Source organism: Streptomyces sp. NPDC014991, from assembly GCF_043080665.1.
Classification (GTDB): domain Bacteria; phylum Actinomycetota; class Actinomycetes; order Streptomycetales; family Streptomycetaceae; genus Streptomyces.
The window spans coordinates 1-16539 of sequence record NZ_JBIBVY010000031.1; the positions used below are offsets into that span (position 1 = coordinate 1).

Below are 16539 nucleotides of genomic sequence, written 5' to 3' on the forward strand. Positions count from 1 at the left end.
AGCGGGCGGACGAACTCCCACTCGACATCAGACAGTTCATGGCGACGTATCACCCGACCATGATCCGCCACTCAAGATCTTTTGAAGACACGGCCTAGCGGTCGCGCTCGCAACCCTGGTCCACGCCTTGTCCGATGTACCCACGCGGGGCTGGACCGCCACGCCGATGCTGCTCGAATTCCTCGCCGTCATCGGCGTGGCAACGTTGCTCACTTGGCACGAACGCCGCACCACACACCCGATCGTTCCACCAGCCGTAGCGCGGTCCGTACCGGTGACGGCGTCGATGACGCTCCTGCTGGTCACCACCGCCGGCGTGTTCGGCGCGCTGTTCAGGGCCACGTTCTACCTCCAGAACGTACTTCGACTCGACGCACTCGCCAGCGGTCTGCGCGTGCTCCCGCTGACCGTGCTCATGGTCCTCGGCTCACCCGCCGCGGTCGCCGCACTGCGCCGGTACGGTGCGCGCCGCACCGCGATCGCCGGTACGGTCCTCGTCGTGGTCGGCATCGCGGGGCTGTCCCGGCTCGATCCCGCCAGCACATGGATGGCTACGGCTGCAGTCTTTGCCGCCATCGGTGCCGGGTTCGCCACCGTGATGGTCACCGCCACCGGGACCGTCGTCGGTGACGCGCCGCCCGGGTACGCCGGAGTCGTCGGCGGGCTCAAGCAGACCGCCATGAACATCGGGCCGACCTTCGGCATCGCCGTCGCGGCCAGCGCAACCAGCTCGGCTGTTTCAACCATGAGCTCTACTCTGCTGATCCTGGCCTCACTCGCCGCTCTCGGCCTGCTGCCCGCGTCGCGGCTGCCCCGGCGGCCGGCCCACCAGGAAGGAGACGAGACGACCGCCTCACGCCCGGCGCAAGCACCAACACCATAAGCGACGCCCGCTCGCCACACGCAAAGTTGAGCAACCGCCGAACACACCCAGGCTGATCCGGTCATGCACCAGACCGATCTTCAGAGTCGGCAAACGATGGCGCCCGCGACAAGGTCCGCATCGACACCGCGAGCGGCGCGAAGGCGTCCAGGCGGAAGCTCGACCTCGCGCTTCAGTTGTTGCGCAATGGCGACACATTGAAGGCACCCGGCTCGGCCGGCTCGCCCGCAAGAAGACCGCGCTCACGAAGTCCTGATCGCTACTTTGCGGCTTGTGTCTGAGCTAGGACTCCGGGGCCGACACGAGCTGATGTCTCATGAGACACGTCAAAGTCTGGAGAAGGACGGATGGCGCGCGCTTGTGTCGTGGGACGCCGGGCGTCTGGTGCTGCGCTCCCGCAGGGGCACAGACCTCGCCCCTTCCTTCCCTGAGCTGCACTCCGGCGCAGTCCTCCAGCTCCCAGACGCGACGGCCCTGGATGGGGAAGTGGTTGTATGGGAGTCCGGCAGGCTCGCCTTCGAGCGGCTTCAGGGCCGTCTCCAGCGGCGAGGCGCCGGCGCGGCCCGGGTCGCCAAACAGTGGCCCGCCCATTACGTGGCCTTCGACCTGCTGCGGCTTGCGGGCACCGACACCACCACCTGGCCGTACCGGCGTCGCAGGGCCGCCTTGGAGCATCTGTTCGCCGAGCGCCGGCTCACCGCACCGTGGGCGCTGTGCCCGTCGACCACCGACCCGGACACCGTGCGCGAGTGGCTGACGAGCTGGACAGCCGTCGGTGTCGAAGGCGTGGTCTACAAAAGGTTGGAGGGCGCCTATGAACCCTCCTCGCGTGGCTGGAGGAAATTCAAGACCAGGGAGACCGAGGACGCCATCGTCGGCGCGTTCACCGGCTCTCCGACGGCTCCTCGCACGCTGCTGCTGGGCCGGTATGACACCGACGGGCGCCTGCGGTACGTCGGGCGCAGTACGACGCTTCCGCAGGCCGCGGGCCGGGCGGTCGCCGGGCTGTTCACTCCGGCTGGAGACGATCACCCCTGGACGGGGTGGACGTTCTCCGCCGGGTGGGGCTCGCGCGAGAGGCTGCGCGTCACTCTCGTAGTGCCGGAATTGGTGGTGGAGGTCGGCGTCGACGTCGCACGCGATGGTGCCGGACGCTGGCGCCACCCTGCGCGCTGGCACCGGATGCGTCCGGACCTGTCACCGGCCGGCACCCCGCGTTTCGAGCCGGGGCCGACGGGCTGAGCGACCGCCCGGGGGCCACGCTGCTACGCGAGGGCAGCACGCTCTAGCCGGGACGTACCCCGGCGCCACTCCCTGCAGCCGCTGCCCCGGCACGCGGGGCGGTGTGCCTCGCTCCGCTCGTTGCCCCGGTATCCACTGGCCGTGCTGCACTGCGGATGGTCCTGGCCCAGCACGCACAGGGACCACCCGGCCTCGTCTAGCTCCTCGGCGAACGCAGAGTCCCAGTTCGCCCGGCCGTAGACCTGGCGCAGCGTTACCCCGGCCTTCTCCGCCGCCTCGGCCACGGGCGTCTGTGCCGCGACCAGATCCAGCACGCGCCTGCTGAGGACCGCCACCAGCCCGTCGACGGCCGCGGGCGGCCCGGTCAGCCGTACCTGGGTGAAGGCCGGGCCCCGCGGTGTTGAGGACTCTGCGCTCACACTTGCTCCTTGAGAAGACGGGCGGCCCGTGCTGCTTGGGTGGGAGCCCCTGGCGGGCCGGCTCGGGACGAAGGCGCCGCAGACGGCGCACACGGCCAGTGTTGCAGGGGCGGCACAGCCGAGATCAACAACCATGCCCGTTGTGGGCAGGCGCGGACGGCGGCCGGGGCTGCGGCGGTCAGGGGACGGGACGCAACTGCTGACCGCGTTCCGGGGCGCGGGAGTACGGGCGGCGCGGCGCGGCCCGCGCAGGATACGTGCACCAGATCACCTCATTTCATATGGTTTGCCTGCCCGGCTCTGACAGGACAGCGGGGCTCGGCGGTCCCGTGCCCCATTCGCACGTCGCACGGGACCGCCTCCCCGTCTGCCGCCGGTCCGGGGCGCCAGGTCCTCGTGGCGCGTCAGAGGCCGGGGCTCGCGGGCGCGGCCGGGGCGGACTAGGGCCTGTCTGGAGTCGTGCTCGATGCGGTCTGTTTTCGGGCCCGAGGGTTGCGCCGAGCTGGTAGAACGCTTCGGTGACGCGACGTGAACTGAGCGATGACGAGTGGGAACTGATAGAGCCGTTTCTACCGATAGGGCGGTACGGCCCTTTCCCGCAGCGCCTGCGAGTGCAGTTCGAGGGCGTCATCTGGCGGTTCCGCACTGGCAGCCAATGGCGAGAGGTGCCAGAGGAGTTCGGGGCCTGGCAGACGGTCTACGGCCGCTTCACCCAGTGGCGTGACGTCGGCATGTTCGCCGTGCTGATGGAGGGGATGATCGCCGAGGCCGCTCGGCGCGGCCAGGCGGACATGTCTTTGGTCAGCGTGGACTCCACGGTGGCCCGCGCCCATCACGACGCGGCCGGGATGGTGGTGGAACCGGAGGTCCTGGCGGCGTTGGAAGAGGCCGCGGCGCAGGAAAAGGGGCCACGGAAACCGGGCAAACCGCCCCGGCAACCGTCGACTCGCTGGCTGGGGAGTCCGAGCGGGCCGAGCGCCGGCGGCTGCGTCGGCGCCGCCGGGCCCGGCTCAAGGCTGCGGCGCTGGGTCGTTCGCGCGGCGGGCTGACCAGCAAGGTCCACCTTGCGGCAGACCGGCGATGCCGCCCTCTGGCGTTCGTGCTCACGCCCGGGCAGGCCGCCGACAGCCCCCGATTCGTCGCGGTGTTGGAGAAGGTTAAGGTACGCGGACCAGTGGGCCGTCCGCGCACCCGACCGGACGCGGTAGCTGCCGATAAGGCGTACTCCTCGCGGGCGAACCGCTCCTACCTGCGCAGACGCGGGATCAAGGCGGTCATCCCGGAGAAGGCCGATCAGGCCGCGAACCGCAAGAAGCGCGGCAGGGACGGCGGTCGACCGGTGGCCCATGACGCTGAGCAGTACAAGGAGCGCAACACGGTGGAACGCTGCATCAACAAGATCCGGGCCTGGCGGGGCCTGGCCACGCGATACGACAAGACGCCCGCGAGCTACATGGGGGGGCTCCAACTACGCGGATCCATCATCTGGATGCGCAGCCTCAACCCGGGGCCGCGGTTGCGGCGCCCGGCTGGCAAGCCGGACGCCGCAACCCCGCACGTCAGGCCAGCGAGGTGACTGACCGGCCGAGGTGCCGGGCGAAGAACCGGACCGCGCTGTCGGCCTCGAACCGGGGCAGCTCCTTGTGCTTGCCCGAGTTCACGTGCAACGACTTCTCCTTCGAGGCGAAGGCGTCGAACAGCGCGAGACCCTCCTCGCGCGAGATGTGCTCGTCGTCCCACTGCATGTCGAACTCGATCGGGATGGTGATCTGCTTCGCCTTCTCGGCCAGGACATCGGGCCAGTGCTGGCCGAAGACCGCGGCGGTGATCCTGGGTTCGATCGCCACGAACGGTATGCCGATCGCGGTGCCCATGTTGATGCCCCAGAAGCCGACCGGCCCGTCGGTGCCGATCTCCGGGAGTTCTTGGAGGGCGTCCAGGGTCGCCTGGTACTCGGGCACGGCGAGCTCCGCCAGGTGGTCGTTGTAGCGCACGACGATCGGGCTTTCCGGCTCGCCCGCCGCCCTCGCCCGGAACAGCTCGGCGATTTCCGCCTCGTCGTGCGCCGTGCGCGGCCGGTCGCCGTGACCGGGTGCGTCGATGACGGCGACGTGGAAGCCGCAGCCGGTCACGAGGAGACGGGCGCGGCCGGACATCGCCGGGTGCTTCTTGTGGTTGCCGCCGCCGTGGGCCATCAGGACCAGGGGTGCACGATCGGCTGCGCCGGAAGCCGGCGACCAGAGGACGCCGGGGATGCCGCCCACGGTGAAGTCGCCTTCGAGCATGCCGTTCGACGACGACTCGGCGGTGAACTGCAGAGAGTGCATAGGTGGTGCCTTTCGGGAGTGCCTAGTTATCGAGGCGCTCCCGGCGACACCTACGTCAATCGCCGGCCGTGACGGCAAGGGGGAGCACCCACATGGATACAGCGTTCATGGGTCTCACCTCCTCGGACGGTGTCACGGTCGACTGAAAACTACCAGCCCGATGATCACCCCTCAACCCATTTCCCCGCCACGTCGTTACGACTCCAGACAGGCCCTAGGCGGCGGGTTCACCGCCATCTAAGCGATCTACAACGTGGGTCTCATCTGAGGTACAGAGACATAGCCGCAGGCCAGCGCGTTTCAGCAGGTGAAGGGGGCAATGCGGAACGTAGAAGTGCTGAGGTATCGCCTACTCGCTCGGGTCGCATCCCGCCGTAGCCGCTGCCCAGGCTGCGCCTTCTCCGCTTTTGTGATGCCCTGAAAGGGAGGCGAATGTCCTGAGTGCGGGCGCTTCGGCCGCTGGGCCGGTGAGCCGGGCTTTCCCCGCTGGCGGACCACAACGGACATTGATCACTCCGGGCTTTGCCGTGTCGTACGAGCTGCTCTGTCTGACGAGGTGCCTCATGCGTGAGACATTGAAAGCCGCGCTACAGGGATGGATGGATCAAATCGGTGCTGCTCGGGATCCCTCCTTGGCGTTGGAGCCGGAGGCTTTGGCGGCAACCCGTGAGCTTGCGGACGACATGCAGGCCGGAGATACGGATCTTGAGGCCCGGCGCATGCTCGGCTGGATGTACTTCTACCAGTCCCTTGCACTACCCAGACATCAGGGCGACTACGAGGCCGCTATGGCGGCGGTTGAACAGTTCACACCCTGTTTCCTGGCTGGCGAGCAGGACCTGCCCCAGCCGATGCTCCCCGCCATCGCGGACGCCGCAACACGAGATGCCGCCGCCACGATCCACGGCCTGCGTTACTCCCACGACATCGCCCAGATCTCGACCGCGGCACGGGCGTGGCAGCGCATCATCGCCATCCTGCCCGACGACCACCCAGAACGGGCACTCCACCTGCGCTACCTGGCTCTAGCCCTGCAGCTCTTGGCTGAGCAGAGCGAAGTCCCCCAGTCCCTAGCCCTCTTGGATGAAGCGATCGAGGCACGCGAACGAGCGGTGGATGCCATCCCCGTCGGCACCCCCGACCGGGCGTCGGCGCTGTGCGATCTCGGCGCAACCTGGCAGCTACGGTTCGAGCTCACCGACGCGATCGAGGATGCGGACAAGTGGATTGAGGCGTTCGAGCAGGGAGTGGAAGCCGCCCCCGCCTCAGACCCGGACCTCTCACGCCGACTCGCCCACTTGAGCACCGCATTGCGTAACCGGTTCGAGCGCACTGGGAGGATGGAGGACGGGGACAAGGCCGTGCAGACGGCTCGGCAGGCAGTGGCGGCCGCTTCGCACCGGGACCGACCTGACGCACTGTCCGTCCTCGGCGGCGCGCTGCGCACCCAGGCCGAGCACACCGCAGACCTGGCACAGATCAACGAAGCGGTCGAGCAAGAGCGGCATGCCCTGGCAGCGTTGCCAACCCACGCCGACGACGCGAAGTACTTGTCCGGCCTGGGCATCGCCCTAGGCACTCGATTCAAGTTCACCGGCCGCCTGGAGGACATAGACGAGGCTGTTCGTCGGCTCCAGCAAGCGGTAGATGCCACCCCCAAGAGCGGTGCGGCGGGCCTCCGTGCCCGCCGCCTGTCCCACCTCGGTGCCGCCCATAGCAGCCGCTTCGACCACACCGGGGCGGTGGAAGACCTGGACGACGCCATCGCGGCAGGCCGGAAGGCACTGCGGCTGACCCCTGAGGCTGCCACAGACCGGCCTATGTACATGTCCAACCTCGGCTCTGCCCTGCAGAAGCGATTCGTGCGCACCGGGGCGAGCCCGGACATCGATGAGGCCGTGGACATCCTTCGCAAGGCGGTGGACGCCACCGAGACCGGCCATCCCGACCGCGCAGGCCGGCTGTCCAACTTGAGTAATGCCTTGCAGGTGCGTTTCGAGCGATATGCACGGATGGCGGATGTGGATGAGGCCGTCTCCACGGCCCGCCAGGCGACGGAGGCGACGGAGGATACACACCTCGGTCATGTGGGCAGGCCTTCGGATACATACCTCGGTCGAGTGGGCTGGCTGTCCAACCTGAGTAACGCTCTGCAGGTGCGCTTCGAACGGACTGGGCAGATGGCCGACCTGGACGAGGCCATCAATGCGGCCCGGCAAGCTGCGGAAACCTCGCAGGCCAGTTCCAACCGCAAAGACTTGCCCGTCTGCCTGTCCACCTTGAGCATTGCCCTGCTGATGCGCTTCCGGCGGAACAAGCAGACGGCGGACATGGACGAGGCCGTCAACGCGGCCCGGCGAGCCGTAGAGGCGACCCCTGGGAATAGCCCCGACCGTGCCGACAGGCTGTTCAACCTCGGTACTGCCCTGCACACCCAGTTCGAGCACACTGGCGACGCCACCGACGCGCGGGGTGCAATGGACGCCTTCGCAGGTGCCTCCAAGACCGCCGATGCTGCGCCCTCGACCCGGATCCACGCGGCCCGGGCGGCGGCAGATTTGGCCGTGGAGCAGGAGGTGGGAACCCGCTACGCCTCGGAGCTGCTGGAGAGCGCAGTTCAACTGCTGCCCGAAGTGGCTCCCCGACAGCTCGAGCGGGCCGATCAGCAGTATGAGCTGGGAGGTTTCGCTGGGCTGGCCAGCGACGCTGCCGCTCTTGTTCTTGCCGATCAGGACACCGGCCTGGACGGCCACCGGACCGCCAAAGCCCTGCGCCTCCTGGAATCCGGCCGGGCAGTGTTGCTCAGCCAGTTGCTGGACACCCGCAGCGACCTCACTGACCTGCAACAAGCCGACCCCGAACTGGGAAAAAAACTTGCTGACTTGCGAGAGCAGCTCGACCCGGCCTTCGCCCGAGGCCCTGCCGCGGCACTCGGCAGGGATCCAGCCGCCGAGCGGCATGTGGCCGCGTTGTTCAGCGCCACGGTCGCCGAGATCCGCGAGCTCCCTGGCTTTGAGTCCTTCCTGCTCCCGCCGGATACCGAGACCCTCACCCAGGACGCCGCCCAAGGCCCGATCGTGGTCTTCAACGTCAGCAGCCACCGTAGCGACGCGCTGCTGATCACGTCAGACGGGGTCACCGATCTCCCCCTTCCCGGACTCGATCTTCACTCCGTCACGGGGAGGATCAACCAGTTCCAGACAGCGCTCGAAGCACACGACGAGGAGTCGTTGAGCGGCACTTTGGAGTGGCTGTGGGATGTCGCCGCGGAACCTGTCCTGGAAACCCTGGGCTACCGCAATCAGCCCCAGTCCGCGACATGGCACTGGCCACGATTGTGGTGGTCACCTGGCGGTCTGCTTGGCCAGCTGCCTCTGCACGCCGCCGGCTACCATCGCCACCCCGCCGACCCGCGCCCACGCACGGTCATGGACCGAGTGGTCTCCGCCTACACACCCACCGTGCGGGCCCTGCACTACGCCCGGCAACCGATCCCAGCCCCCTCCACGTCGCCGAAGGCCTTGATCGTTGCGATGCCGACCACGCCTGACGCGGGTGAGCTTCCCAACGTGGCCGCCGAAGCCACCATGCTCAAAGACCGCCTTCCCCACTCCATCCTGCTTGAAGAAAAGGACGCGCCCGTTGAAGAGGAAGACACGGCCGCCCCAGACCTCCCCACGAAGTCTCGCGTCCTGACGGAGCTGAGTGGCTGCGCCATAGCGCACTTTGCATGTCACGGCCTCTGTCATGCCACCGACCCGTCACAGAGCCGGCTGCTGCTCCACGACCACCGCAGCGATCCTCTGACCGTCGCCAGCCTCGCCCCACTCAAGCTCGACTCGGCGAGCCTGGCCTACCTGTCAGCCTGCCGGACGACGTTCACCGGCGCACCGACCCTTGTCGACGAGGCCATCCACCTCACCTCCGGCTTCCAACTGGCCGGCTTTCGCCATGTGGTCGGCACACTCTGGGAGATCGACGACGCTGTCGCCGTCCGCGTCGCCGACGCCTTCTATGCCGCTCTACAACAAGCGCCTGAAGCACTGGGCAGTGGCGCGAACGCTCATGCCCTCCATCACGCTGTGCGGGCCGTCCGCGACGGACAAGACCTTCGCAAGCCCCTCGACCGTCGAGATACCCCCTCCCGGTGGGCGGCCTATGTGCATGCGGGCGCTTGACCAGACCGCTCCACAACAGGAGGCACGGGATGGACCAGGACATCATCGATGTCGCCCGCACAATCAGGTTCTACTTGCCCGAGCTTGTCAGCGACAAAGCCGACGCGTACGACAACGAGATCAAGGACCTGCTCGCCCGAGCCCACGAGGGGGTGGACGTCGGCGACGAGATCATGGCTGTTCTGACCCGCTCCGGAGTAAAGGAATGGGTAATCCGGGTATTCGAGGACGAATACCACAGGCCACCCGTTCTCCTTCCGCGGGACCGGGGCGCCGGCTACCAGCCGCCGCCAGGCGCCGGCGGCTACCAGTCGCCGCCAGGCAAGCCCACCCCGGTCCTTTCCGACAAGTACGAATGCCCGGTGGACCGCAATTACGTCTGGTACCGGCCGTCAGTCGGATTCCCGGTGCCTGATTGCAAGGATCACCCAGGAGTCAGGCTCGTGCCGGCGGCATCTGATGCTCAGTAGCTTGTGGGAGGCAGCCGGCGCCAAGTTGGCCGAGCGTTGGGCCGCCGTCTCCGTTCCCGCCCTGGTGTTCTGGTTGGCCGGGCTGCTGGCCTGGACACGCAGCAGAGGCGGCTTCCATGCGCTCAAGGTGCCCGCTGACTGGCTGGCCAAGCAATCCGTTCCAGCCCAGATCACTATCGTGCTGATCGCCCTACTAGGGGTATCTGCATCCGGCGTGATCATCGAGCGGCTTACTACTCCGGTACTTCGACTTCTCGAGGGTTGGTACTGGCCGTGCTTCCTCAAGCCGCTACGCCACAAACTCGTGGAACGGAGGAAGACGAAGGTTGAAGAGCGACTAAGGCGCTACCAGGAACTCAGCCCTGCCGTGGCTGCGGGCACAGCCTCGCCGGAAGAGCGGACAGAACACGGCAGCCTCACCATGCTTCAGCGCCGGTCGCCCAGTCCCGCACCAGACATGCCCACCCGGATCGGCAATACCCTGCGCGCCGCTGAGACCCGCCCCGTAGACAAGTACGGCTTGGACGTCGTTTCCGTGTGGCCTCATCTTTGGCTGCTGCTGCCCGATACCGCCCGTAAGGAAATCGCCACGGCGAGAGTCTCGCTGGACGCCTCCGTGGCCGCGTGCATCTGGGGCGTGCTCTTTGTCCTGTTCGCCCCGTTGACGCTGTGGGCAGTGCCAGCCGGGCTCGGCGTTGCTGTGGTTGGGGTCGTGGCCTGGGTGCCCTCCCGTGCAGAGGTGTACGCCGACCTCCTTGAGGCTGGATTCGACCTCTACCGAAGAACCCTGTATGAGCAACTTCGCTGGCCCACGCCGTGCAACCCGAGGGAGGAGCGCGCTCAGGGACAGGAGCTGACTCGCTATTTGGTACGCGGTTCGGACAGCACCACCCCCGCCTGGGGTAGCGACCGCTGACCTCCCGGTGTGCACGCACTACACGACTCCGCGGCCAGCGTTACACGTATTTACATAGGTTCAAGGCTATTGACCAGCGCAGAAGCCAACGCGGCGTCCGTGGTGGGGCGAACGTCCAGCTTGCCGACGGCCCGACATATGCGCGAGTGGCCCTGCGGCAGTTTCGCGGGCCGTTTGGGGCGGGCGACGCCGACGTAGCGCATCGCGTTCTTCTCCGTGATGCCGAACAGCCGCGTCAACGTGAGCGGATCGGCCCATTTCATGTGTCTCGTTGTCGACCCGGCACACCGAAGGCGCCGCCCTCGATGAGGACGAGCAGGCCGATGCCGATTCGGACGACGGGCAGCAGGATGTGGCCCCAGCGGCTGAGAGCCTGGCGATCACGGGCCAGTTGCGAAGTACCCGCCGGCCGCGATCCACATCGCGAGCAGGCGTCAGCGAGGCCCAGGTCGACCTGCCTGAGCCTGCCGACCGGGCTGGTCGCTACCGGGGCAGCTTTGAGGTGCGCTCTGGGTGCGAGGCGCCGATGTAGCGCATGGCGGTCTGTTCGGTGATTCCGAACAGGCGCATCAGTCTAAGCGGGTCGGCGCTTTCGGACGCCTCGTTCAGGATGCGGTCTTGGCGCAGGCCGCTCAGTGTCAGCCCGCGGGGAAGGGCTCCGCTCAGGAGGCCGATGCTGACGGCTGGGTGGTCGGGGTCGACCGCGGTCTTTTGGCTGACCAGTAGGTGGGGGTTGGCCGAGGCGGGCCACCGTCGGTGGCGGTAGGTCGTCCAGTCGGCGGCGAGTTGGTGGCTGAGCTCCTCCAGATAGAGGGTGTGGCGCAGCAGGCCGCGCCGTACTTCGAGGGTGCCGCGGGAGAGGTCGAGGCCTGTTGTTTGCAGTGTTCGGATCTCGTGTCCGGGCAGTGCGTGGATGGCGGCCAAGGCGACGATGAGGCGGCCGAGCGGCGTCGACGCCTGGTCGAGGAGTCCCATCAGAAGGTCGGAGGGGATGGACTTCGGGAGGCCCTTGAGGTCGCCGACTGGGAGGTTCCGGGCGGGGTTGCGGAAGATCACTCGTTCGCGTTTGAGCGCGCGGAACAGGCTGCGCAGGGCTGTGGCCAACCCTCGGCGGGCGTAGCCGGATAGGCCGCCCACGGCGTCCTCGACGTGGTCCTTCGTGATCTCCCTTAGCGAGGCCACTCCGGCCGTCCTGGTCCAGGCGGTGAGGGTGGGCTGGAGCGTGGTGAGGTAGCGGCGGATGCCGTCGTACCCGCGGGGCTCGCCCTCGCAGCGACCTTGCTCGCGCATGACCTTCACCCAGGTTTCAACCTCGCTCCTGATCGGCTCCGGCAAGGCGGCAAGGGTCGACTCGATCCACATCAGATCCGCGTCCCGATGCAGGTCGGGGTCTTCCACCAGCATGCCGCGGGCGCGCAGGAACTGGCAGACGGGCTTGGCAGCGAGGTTCACGTCGATCTCGGCGAGGTCGTGCACGTCGCGTTCGAATAGTGCCGTCTCGGCGCCGAGCCAGTACAGAAGGATCTCGAGCGTGCGAGTGTTCTTCCGGTAGTCCGGGCGCTGCCCCGGTCGATGGCTCGTGAACTCCTCGAGCAAGCGCTGGGCGGTCTCGGTCAGCGGCGGATCGCCCGGAGGCATGCTCCGCAGCCGGGCCAGCACCGGGGACCAGTCGCGCCGGATGGTGAATAGCGGTTCTTGTCCGCGGATCGTGTGCATAGCGGGCCGCCGCTCGTCGCAGTCCGGCGCCCGACCATCGTCGATCGGGAATGCCTCGAACGGTCCGCCCTTGCCAATAGGCAGAGCGATCACCAACTGCGTGAACCGTCGGGAGACAGGGCGGGCTTCGTCGAGGAGACGGTAGGGGTGGCAGCTACGGCAACGGTCGTCGCGCAGAGCCAGTCCATCGCGACTACAGCGGCAGCAGCGGCCCCGCCCTGCCCGCTCCCGCCAGTGCCGGCACGGATCACAGACAAATCCTGCCCGCCGGCCGACGGGAATCCATGCGTCGCAGTCTGCACACTGGCGCGGTGCCCGGGGCGCCAGAGGTGCTAGGACGTCGAAGTAGGGCGTGCGGGCGGGCTGATTCCTTCCGGAGAACCGCATGGCCTCGGGCGCCTCGTCCAAAAGCCCGGCCCGCAGCAGGATCAGGCGGACCGCGTCCCCGTTGGCCGGCAGATCCCGCAGCATCGCCTCGGGCAGCCGCTCAGCACCCTCGGCCTCACGCACGGCCAGAGCGAGGCGAACCATCTCAGCCACCTTGCGGCGCCAGCCAGCGGTCAACCCGTGCTCGGCCTCCATCGCATCGATCACCTGCCGGGCTTCCTCCCACCCGACGACCGACCGGTCGACAAGCGCGCTGACCGTGGCGTCGCCCAGCGCCCGGGGCACGGTAAACAGCGGGATCTGTCCGCGTACCTGGGCCTCCAGCACCGGCGGCCCGGCGGGAGCGGCACGCTGCTGTCTGAGCTTCGTCCACCACTCCTTCCCCACACCTAGACCAGTCTTGGTGGGCCTGCGCAGCGGCCGGGCTGACGCCGACCGGTCGCCGTACGTGCCGCCGACCGTGAGCTGGACCGGCCGCGGCCGGGCATCCTCCAAGCCCAGAGCCCACTCGGCGTCTTCCTCAACTCGGATCGCCATGAGGCACGGCTTGCACAGCCCGTCCGTGTTCAGGTGTGCCTCGTGCCGGCACCGCGGGCACACCCCGCGCTCGGGGTACTTCCTCGCCCAGGGCCGGCACCCGTCGCACACCCGGTACCAGTGCACCACCAGCCACCCCAGGCACACCGGGCAACTCCGCGCCAGCCCCTTCCCACGACCCACCGTCACCGGCCGACCCCTCAGCTCGGCGGGAGCGAGCGCGGCCCGGCACCACGACGGCCGCGCGGCACCGGTCGCACCGGGCCCGCCCCCGGCTGTTCCTCGGCGCCGACGACCCGTTGGCCGGCCTCCGGCACGGCCTGGCCCGCGGCGAGCGGCTCGGCCTGGAGCAGGTCGGCGACCGTGCAGTTCAGCGCGGCGCACATCTTGTCCAGGTCATCGAGGCGCACCGTGACCGGTGTGCCGCTCCACAGTGCGGCCACCTTGCTCAGCGACGGGTTGAACCCGACCTGCTGGAAAGCGGCGAGCACCTCGGTCGGCCTCCACAGGTCCCGCTGGGCGGCCACCATCCGCAGATTCCATTTCACCGAAGGTTCCCCTTGTCCATCACCAGTCGCTGGGCCACCCGGGAGCTGGCCGCCAGATTCGCGAGCTCCGGGTCAGCGTGCGCAGTCGCCATGTACCGAAGAGTCGTAGTTGCCCAGTCGTGTCCGAGGACCTTCTGGACCTCCCAAAGTGTCATCCCGCGCTCGTAGTTGTGGGTCGCGCAGGCATGCCGCAACAGGTGCGGAAACAGGTCGGTGACCGGACCCGTCAGGTAGTGCGCGGCCGCGGTGTGCAACGCCGTCCGGAACGTCGAAGGCACGATCGCCGGCGCGATCGGCACGTTCAGGTCGGCGATCGCCTTCGACTTGCGCTCCGACGGCCACAGTGGCGCCCGCGGGTGCTCGGCGTCGTCACCGAACTCGCCCCGGATCTCCTCGATGTACCACCACAGCAGGGCACGGCCCTCTTGAAACAGGTATGCCTCGCGCGGCCGGGGACCTGAGCCCCGGGCGCCCTTTCCGAGGACGACGAACCGGCCCCACTGGCCGTGCTCCCAGTGGATTTCGCCGAGGCAGACTCCGCACAGCTCTGCCGCGCGCACTCCCGACAAATAGGCGATCTTCGTCATCACGTAATCGCGGCAGGCGACCGCGTACTTCCGTGCGTGCGGCAACTCCTCGCGCCAGCGGGCGAAGAAGTCCTTCATCGCAGTCTGGGACGGCGGGATGCGCAGCCCGAAGTCCCCCCGGTGGCGCGGCCGGTTGAACGGGTCGATCGGAGACTCGACGGTGGCTCCGAAGCGGCGCATGATCTCGCCCGCGTACCGTTGCTCTAGGAAGGCGAAGTACGCGTCGATCTTGTTGATCTTTCCGCGCAATGTCGACTGTGCCCGCTTGCCGGGGCCCGCGAAGTACTTGTCGACCTCCCGGGGCGTCAGCTGCCAGGGGACCGTGCCGTAGTACTCACAGACCTCGATCACCGGCTTGATCAGCCCGTCGAGCGTCGTCTGCGCGAGGCCAGCCGCGTCGCGCGCCCACTGGTACTCCGAGAGCGTGTCGAGGAAGAAGCTCTCCTCGTCGTACGCGGAAACGCGGGCCTGCCGGCGCCGCTGGAGCGTGACGACGTCCGCGAGCCCGGTCTCAACCGACACCGAAGCCGGGTCCACCGGCACGGCCGACTCCGGCACGGGGCGTACGAGCGTCAGCACGCGACTTTCAGATCTGCCACGAGGTCGCATATTACAGCGATCACTCGCAGATTTTACGGGTTACTGCGGAGATCTCACGCCGGAGGTTGGGGCGAGCCAATGTGGTGATCTACCTGCTGAGATGCGGCTTTTTGGTCGTCGATAGTCCGAGAGGAACCCGCGCGCACTCCACTATTGAGCACGGTGCCATCGGGCAGCAGCTTGATCGTGCGCGCCGTGGCGCGGCCGGTGTAAGCCGCGTTCGAGGCTTGATAAATCGTTCCTGCATGCCCAACGGCTACTAATTTGCCCGTATTTGTGCGTCTTGGTACGGGATCTGCGAAGGACACCACGCCTCGTACGTCCGAGGTGAGCAGTGCGTCGAAGGTGCGGGCAAGGAACCAGCTCTCGGCGTTCGCCGGGCACTCGTCCAGCAACACGAAGCGCGAGCACTCCAGCGCCGCCACATTGGGCCTGTTCTGTGCATCGAGAGAGGACATCGCCGCAGTACACGCCACGTCTTTCCTGCGGGTCTATGGGTTGGCCCACTGGAGCGGCATTTGTGCAGACCTTGGGGGCAGCACGGTACAGCCGGTGTGCTGCCGCAGGCCGGGCTGGTTCTGCAGCAGTCAGTCGGCCGCGTGGTGGGAGGAACGCTCGGCCTTCTCGGTGGCGGCCCAGGTGGAGAGCAGGCGCAGTCCTTCCTCGGAGGGTGAGCCGGGTTCGGCGGTGTAGATGGTGAGGGTGAGGCCGGGTTCGGCGGCCATCTCCAGGCCCTCGAAGGCGAGGGTGAGGTCGCCGACGGCGTGGTGGTGGAAGCGTTTGGTGCCGGTGCCGTGGTGGCGGACGTTGTGGGCGCCCCAGCGGGTGCGGAATTCCTCGCTGCGGGTGGACAGCTCGCCGACCAGGTCGTGCAGACCCTTGTCATGGGGGTTGCGGCCGGCTTCGGTGCGCAAGATGGCCACCGCGACGTCGGCGAAGAGGTCCCAGTCGGGGTAGAAGCGGCGTGAGGCGGGGTCGAGGAAGTTGAACCGCGCCAGGTTGGCCTGGTTACCGGGTGAGGCGTAGACGTCGGCGTAGAAGGCGCGGGCGAGCGGGTTGGCGGCGAGGATGTCCATGCGGCCGTTGCGGACGAATGCGGGACCTGCGGTGATGGCGTCCAGGGTCCATTGCAGGCTGCGGTGCGGCCGCCACTGGTCCTTCGTACGCCGTCGGCGGGGCCGAGTGAGGGCGTCGGACCCGTCGGCGGCCTGGGCCAGGTTGAGCAGGTGGGCGCGTTCCGCGTCGTCAAGCCGCAGGGCTCGGGCGAGGGCTTCCAGAACGGCCGGTGAGACGCCGGCAAGGTTGCCGCGCTCCAGCTTGGCGTAGTACTCGACGCTCATGTCGGCCAGGGCGGCGACCTCGCTGCGGCGCAGTCCCGGCACACGGCGTCGAGGGCCTGCGGGCAGTCCGGCCTGTTCGGGGGTGATCTTGGCTCGCCGCGAGGTGAGGAACTCGCGGACCTCCTCGCGGTTGTCCATGGCTTCGACGGTACGGCCTGTCCGGGGAGGGAGGGATGTACTGCTGGTACACCCCTTGTCAGTGACTCGCTGCCCGCGCGGGATGGGGGTTACCTGGGTGTCGTGGTGCTCATCGTCTGCCCGTCTCAGTGGGCAGGCCGGGCACCGGGCCCGGGGCCCGCAGACGGCGGATGCGCTGTCTGCGCCGGGTTCCCTCATCCGTTCGATGACCTGCCGGCCCCCTGGGTTCTGGCAGGCTCCAGCAGGCAAGG

At 68.1% G+C, this 16539-nt stretch carries 12 protein-coding genes and 2 pseudogenes; 6 read left to right on the top strand and 8 right to left on the bottom strand.

All coding sequences use genetic code 11. The features are described from left to right. Positions 1-94: 94 nt before the first annotated feature. Both ACF1BE_RS32160 and ACF1BE_RS32165 read left to right on the top strand, forming a co-directional pair. Positions 95-883: pseudogene (locus ACF1BE_RS32160) on the top strand (MFS transporter); the annotation flags it as partial. Between the two features lie 309 nt (positions 884-1192). Beyond that, positions 1193-2125, top strand: a complete 933-nt coding sequence (locus ACF1BE_RS32165) for an ATP-dependent DNA ligase (protein ID WP_392202537.1) — start codon at positions 1193-1195, stop codon at positions 2123-2125. A gap of 23 nt (positions 2126-2148) precedes the next feature. Here ACF1BE_RS32165 and ACF1BE_RS32170 read toward each other — a convergent pair whose 3' ends face one another. Further along, positions 2149-2544: a hypothetical protein gene (locus tag ACF1BE_RS32170; RefSeq protein ID WP_392202538.1), complete on the bottom strand. Its 396-nt coding sequence runs from the start codon at positions 2542-2544 to the stop codon at positions 2149-2151. Positions 2545-3062: 518 nt separating this feature from the next. Between ACF1BE_RS32170 and ACF1BE_RS32175 the strand changes: the two are divergent. Further along, positions 3063-4045 (top strand): annotated as a pseudogene (locus ACF1BE_RS32175) (IS5 family transposase); the annotation flags it as partial. A 58-nt stretch (positions 4046-4103) separates the two neighbouring features. Here ACF1BE_RS32175 and ACF1BE_RS32180 read toward each other — a convergent pair. Continuing rightward, entirely contained in the window at positions 4104-4871 is a 768-nt protein-coding gene (locus ACF1BE_RS32180; protein WP_392202539.1) for an alpha/beta hydrolase, read from the bottom strand. Between the two features lie 563 nt (positions 4872-5434). On the opposite strand from ACF1BE_RS32180, the gene ACF1BE_RS32185 reads away from it, so the two are divergent. Genes ACF1BE_RS32185 through ACF1BE_RS32195 form a run of 3 tightly spaced genes read left to right on the top strand, consistent with a single transcriptional unit; the run spans position 5435 to position 10435 of the window. After that, positions 5435-9049, top strand: coding sequence for a CHAT domain-containing protein (locus ACF1BE_RS32185; protein WP_392202540.1), 3615 nt, complete (start codon positions 5435-5437; stop codon positions 9047-9049). Between the two features lie 29 nt (positions 9050-9078). Further along, positions 9079-9519 carry a hypothetical protein gene (locus ACF1BE_RS32190; protein ID WP_392202541.1) on the top strand — a complete coding sequence of 147 codons (441 nt, stop codon included), beginning with the start codon at positions 9079-9081 and terminating at the stop codon, positions 9517-9519. 1 nt (position 9520) lies between these two features. Further along, positions 9521-10435, top strand: a complete 915-nt coding sequence (locus ACF1BE_RS32195; RefSeq protein ID WP_392202542.1) for a hypothetical protein — start codon at positions 9521-9523, stop codon at positions 10433-10435. Between the two features lie 50 nt (positions 10436-10485). Here ACF1BE_RS32195 and ACF1BE_RS32200 read toward each other — a convergent pair whose 3' ends face one another. The 6 genes from ACF1BE_RS32200 to ACF1BE_RS32225 form a co-directional block, all read right to left on the bottom strand. Further along, positions 10486-10698: a hypothetical protein gene (locus ACF1BE_RS32200; protein ID WP_392202543.1), complete on the bottom strand. Its 213-nt coding sequence runs from the start codon at positions 10696-10698 to the stop codon at positions 10486-10488. Between the two features lie 220 nt (positions 10699-10918). Next, positions 10919-13075, bottom strand: coding sequence for a hypothetical protein (locus tag ACF1BE_RS32205; RefSeq protein WP_392202544.1), 2157 nt, complete (start codon positions 13073-13075; stop codon positions 10919-10921). A gap of 200 nt (positions 13076-13275) precedes the next feature. Continuing rightward, the gene (locus tag ACF1BE_RS32210) at positions 13276-13623 is read right to left on the bottom strand and encodes a helix-turn-helix domain-containing protein (protein WP_392202545.1); all 348 of its coding nucleotides are present in this window, start codon (positions 13621-13623) and stop codon (positions 13276-13278) included. Further along, positions 13620-14753: a tyrosine-type recombinase/integrase gene (locus ACF1BE_RS32215; protein WP_392202546.1), complete on the bottom strand. Its 1134-nt coding sequence runs from the start codon at positions 14751-14753 to the stop codon at positions 13620-13622. The genes ACF1BE_RS32210 and ACF1BE_RS32215 overlap by 4 nt, the downstream gene beginning before the upstream one ends. A 110-nt stretch (positions 14754-14863) precedes the next feature. After that, positions 14864-15268 carry a hypothetical protein gene (locus ACF1BE_RS32220; protein ID WP_392202547.1) on the bottom strand — a complete coding sequence of 135 codons (405 nt, stop codon included), beginning with the start codon at positions 15266-15268 and terminating at the stop codon, positions 14864-14866. A gap of 129 nt (positions 15269-15397) precedes the next feature. Further along, a complete protein-coding gene (locus tag ACF1BE_RS32225; protein ID WP_392202548.1) occupies positions 15398-16288 on the bottom strand; it encodes a helix-turn-helix transcriptional regulator in 891 nt (296 codons plus the stop codon). Positions 16289-16539 lie beyond the last annotated feature (251 nt).